The organism is Gordonia desulfuricans NBRC 100010 (assembly GCF_001485495.1).
GTDB classification, from domain to species: domain Bacteria; phylum Actinomycetota; class Actinomycetes; order Mycobacteriales; family Mycobacteriaceae; genus Gordonia; species Gordonia desulfuricans.
This window is the reverse complement of record NZ_BCNF01000208.1, coordinates 1-2,296: the sequence shown is the minus strand read 5'-3', so window position 1 is coordinate 2,296 and position 2,296 is coordinate 1. Positions and strand designations below refer to the sequence as shown.

Genomic DNA, 2,296 nt, shown 5'->3' with positions numbered 1-2,296 from the left:
CCGCTAATGCCCTTGAGTTCGCCGTCTCCGGTGAGCGAGATATCGATCCTCGAATTCGCGGTGTGCTTGACCCCGACTAGGACCACGTCGGAAAGATCAACCTCAGCGGCCCACGAAGACTCTGCGATGACCTTGTCCAGTAGCCGGAGGAAGATCGACAGCATCTCCATGTAGGGGTCGCCGTAGTCGACTATCTGGCTCATGAAGTCGTAGAGCCGGACGTAGGTGGCCACATCCTTGCGGAACAGATCGAGCGTGTTGAGGGTGACTTTGTCATCGGCCTCGAGCGCCGCCGCATAGCGGCGGGCAAATTCATGCTTGGGCTTACTCATCGCCGACGACAGGGCGTTGTTGCCCTTCCGTGTGACCCACAGTTCTGCGACCTCGCGTACCTGCTCCGTCGTGTAGATGCCGGCTTGGGCGAGCTTGGTGGACAGGTGGACCACGACGTACGGGTCGGTCTCGGTCTCGAGCGTGGCGCCTGTGAAGTACGGCTCGAACGCGGCCCGGATGTCCTCGGGTTTGTTCACAAAGTCAATGACGAACGTCTTGCGTTTCTGCTCCCCGCTCGCTGTGCGGTGGGTGCGGTTGAGTCGGGACAGCGTTTGCACGGCGGTGACGCCGGAGAGTTTCTTGTCGACATACATCGCTGAGAGCAGTGGCTGGTCGAACCCGGTCTGAAACTTGTTGGCGACCAACATGATCTTGTACGTCGCGCCCTTGAACGCGGCGGCCAAGTCCGAGCTGGCGCCGGGATTGAGGTTGGCCTCGGCAAACTCGTCGTCCTTGCTCGGCTGCTGCCCCCAGTCCGACGACCACTGCTCGTCTTCATCCATCGTCACCGATCCTGAGAAAGCGACCAGGGTGCGGTAATTGTACGAAGCGTCCACGGCGGCTCTTTTGGTGATGTAGGCGTCGATCGCCTTCTTGTACTTGACCGCGGCCATACGTGAGTCGGTCACCACCATCGCCTTCGCCTTGCCTTCCAGCAGGTGTGCGACGTTGGTGTGGAAGTGCTCGACGATGATCTGCACCTTCTGACTGATATTGGTCGGGTGCAGTTTCACCCACCGCATCAGTCCCTTCCGTGCAGCGGACTCCTCCACCTCGCCGCCGTCGCCGCTTTCGGCCTTGCCGGCGATCTTCAGGGCGGTGTCGTAGGTCTGGTAGCCCTGGAGCACATCGAGGATGTAGCCCTCCTCGATCGCTTGGCGCATCGAGTAGAGGTGGAACTCGACCGGTTTCCCGTCCGGCCCCTTGCGGCCGAAGAGTTCGAGGGTCTTGTTCTTCGGGGTCGCGGTGAAAGCGAGGTAGGAAATGTTCTGCGACTCGGCTCGCTCGGTCATCTCCGACGCCAGGATCGCCTCGACGTCGATCTCCCCGCCTTCCTCGATCTCCTTCACTTCCTCGGCGGTGAGCACGGCCTTGAGCTTGGAGGAGATCTGGCCGGACTGTGAGGAGTGCGCCTCGTCGGCGATCACCGCGAAGCGCCGCCCCTTGAGCGAGGAGTCCTTGCGGATCTCGTCGAGGGCGTGGGGGAAGGTCTGCACTGTCACCGCGATGATCAGTTCACCGTTCTTGAGCGCGGTCGCCAGCAACACGGATTTCGACTTCGCGCCCGCCCTGCGGACGTCTTCCGGGCTGATCGTGGTCACGATCTTCCCCGAGCCGTCGATCTGGCGGATCGCCTCCTGGAGCTGCCCGTCGAGCACGGTGCGGTCCACCACCACGATCACTGAGTCGAAGACCTTCTCGTCGTCGACGTGCAGGCGTGCCAGCCGGTGCGCGGTCCAGGCAGTTGTGTTCGTCTTGCCCGACCCGGCCGAGTGCTCGATCAGGTAGCGCCAGCCCACCCCTTCCTCACGCACCGCGTCCACGATGTTCGTCACGGCCTCCCACTGATGGAACCGCGGGAACAGCATGCTCGTGCGCCGCACTGACGTCCCGGTCGCGACGTCCCACTCTTCCTTGGTCTCGACGATCATCAGCCGGCCGATGATGTTCAGCCAGGAGTCCTTGTCTCAGACCCGCTCCCACAGGTACGCCGTCGCCGACCGCCCGCCCTCGGCCGGCGGGTTCCCCGCGCCGCCCTTATGGCCCATGTTGAACGGCAGGAAGTGGGTCTTCTCGCCCTCGAGGCGGGTGGTCATCGCGGCCAGGTCGTTGGAGACCGCGAAATGCACCAGCGCCCGGTGCCCGAACGACAGCAGCGGCTCCGGCTGGCCGTTGGTCAGCGGATTCCGATCCTTGCGGTACTGGTTGATCGCCTCGTCGAGGGATTGGGTTGAATCGCCCC

At 63.1% G+C, this 2,296-nt stretch carries 1 pseudogene; it reads right to left on the bottom strand.

The annotated features are described in order from the left end of the window. Nucleotides 1-2,296: pseudogene (locus GD1_RS23850) on the bottom strand (type I restriction endonuclease subunit R); the annotation flags it as partial.